The sequence below is a fragment of the Mesonia sediminis genome (assembly GCF_042684705.1).
In the GTDB taxonomy this organism is placed as follows: Bacteria; Bacteroidota; Bacteroidia; order Flavobacteriales; family Flavobacteriaceae; genus Mesonia; species Mesonia sediminis.
In genome coordinates, this window is the sequence record NZ_JBHULZ010000003.1 from 1 (window position 1) to 2,463 (window position 2,463).

At 43.6% G+C, this 2,463-nt stretch carries 2 tRNA genes and 1 rRNA gene; all 3 read right to left on the bottom strand.

What is annotated here, in order from left to right:
* Positions 1-98 precede the first annotated feature (98 nt).
* Positions 99-172, bottom strand: a tRNA-Ala gene (locus tag ACFSQ0_RS00455).
* Between the two features lie 133 nt (positions 173-305).
* A tRNA-Ile gene (locus ACFSQ0_RS00460) sits at positions 306-379 on the bottom strand.
* 111 nt (positions 380-490) lie between these two features.
* Positions 491-2,012, bottom strand: a 16S ribosomal RNA gene (locus tag ACFSQ0_RS00465).
* Positions 2,013-2,463: the final 451 nt, after the last annotated feature.

Here is a 2,463-nt window from a genome sequence, read left to right on the forward strand (position 1 = left end):
CATAACCTATAAGCCTACTCTCGTATTCTTTATTCTTTCAATATGTCAATGAACTTTCTTTAATTAAAAACTTACTTAAATAAGCTCTAATTAACTCGTGGAGAATATCGGAGTCGAACCGATGACCTCCTGCGTGCAAGGCAGGCGCTCTAGCCAGCTGAGCTAATTCCCCGTCTCTCAGTGATCAGTTAACCAGTTATTAGTTAACAGTACTTATAACGGCTACTCAACCTCTAAAATTTCCTTTCAGTATTTAATGAACTTTCTAACTAAAAACTATTTATACATAATCCTTAATTAATTCGTAGTCTCAGGCAGACTCGAACTGCCGACCTCTACATTATCAGTGTAGCGCTCTAACCAGCTGAGCTATGAGACTGCATCTTTTTATAAATTGACAGCAAAGACTAAATAAAAATTATCTTAAGTTCCAATAACAATTAACCTAACTTTATATTGCGACTCTCTTATTATTAAGAGAATGCTCTAGAAAGGAGGTGTTCCAGCCGCACCTTCCGGTACGGCTACCTTGTTACGACTTAGCCCCAGTTACCAGTCTTACCCTAGGCCGCTCCTTGCGGTAACGGACTTCAGGTACCCCCAGCTTCCATGGCTTGACGGGCGGTGTGTACAAGGCCCGGGAACGTATTCACCGCATCATGGCTGATATGCGATTACTAGCGATTCCAGCTTCACGGAGTCGAGTTGCAGACTCCGATCCGAACTGTGATAGGGTTTGAAGATTCGCTCCTTCTCGCAAAGTGGCTGCTCTCTGTCCCTACCATTGTAGCACGTGTGTGGCCCAGGACGTAAGGGCCGTGATGATTTGACGTCATCCCCACCTTCCTCACGGTTTGCACCGGCAGTCTGGCTAGAGTTCCCGACTTCACTCGCTGGCAACTAACCACAGGGGTTGCGCTCGTTATAGGACTTAACCTGACACCTCACGGCACGAGCTGACGACAACCATGCAGCACCTTGTAATCTGTCCGAAGAAATACCTGTTTCCAAGTACGTCAGACTACATTTAAGCCCTGGTAAGGTTCCTCGCGTATCATCGAATTAAACCACATGCTCCACCGCTTGTGCGGGCCCCCGTCAATTCCTTTGAGTTTCATTCTTGCGAACGTACTCCCCAGGTGGGTCACTTATCACTTTCGCTTAGCCACTCAAACCCCAATTGGTTCGAACAGCTAGTGACCATCGTTTACTGCGTGGACTACCAGGGTATCTAATCCTGTTCGCTCCCCACGCTTTCGTCCCTCAGCGTCAGTACATTATTAGTGATCTGCCTTCGCAATCGGTATTCTGAGTAATATCTATGCATTTCACCGCTACACTACTCATTCTAACCACTTCATAATGACTCAAGACCAACAGTATCAACGGCAATTCTATCGTTAAGCGACAGACTTTCACCGCTGACTTATCAGCCCGCCTACAGACCCTTTAAACCCAATGATTCCGGATAACGCTCGGATCCTCCGTATTACCGCGGCTGCTGGCACGGAGTTAGCCGATCCTTATTCTTACAGTACCGTCAATTCCCGACACGTCGGGAGGTTTCTTCCTGTATAAAAGCAGTTTACAACCCATAGGGCAGTCTTCCTGCACGCGGCATGGCTGGATCAGAGTTGCCTCCATTGTCCAATATTCCTCACTGCTGCCTCCCGTAGGAGTCTGGTCCGTGTCTCAGTACCAGTGTGGGGGATCTCCCTCTCAGGACCCCTACCCATCGCTGCCTTGGTAAGCCGTTACCTTACCAACTAACTAATGGGACGCATACTCATCTATTACCGCCTAAGCTTTAATATAATTATGATGCCATATCTATATACTATGGGGGATTAATCCAAATTTCTTCGGGCTATACCCCAGTAATAGGTAGATTGTATACGCGTTACTCACCCGTGCGCCACTCGTGTACTCCCGAAGGAGCCTTACCGTTCGACTTGCATGTGTTAGGCCTGCCGCTAGCGTTCATCCTGAGCCAGGATCAAACTCTTCATCGTTGTTTCTTAAATATTTTACAATATATAAGTTATAACTGTATGGAATTTTTCTCAATACCTAGCTAACTAAGTATCTCGACTCAAAACTATTCTATTTAGCCTTTGTTTTAATTTCGCATTTCTTACTCGTTTCCAAGTAAAAATATACACTGTCAATTCAATAAATCAATGAACTTTTTACTCCGCTTCAGCTTTAAAAAAAACCTCAACTTCATTTGTTAGATGTAAAGGAATCGAACCTTCATTTTATTTACCATTCATCTTGTTTTTAAGAACGTTTAACACTTATTGTGTTAGCGGCTGCAAAGATAGAAACTTTTTTGTTTCTGCCAAAATAAATTTAAAGTTTTTTTTAAAATTTATTTTTGACAACCGCTTAGCTTATTTAAGAAGGCAAAGATAAAAAGTCTTTCTTTATCTCACAACCCCTAAACTAAACTATTTCGCTTTT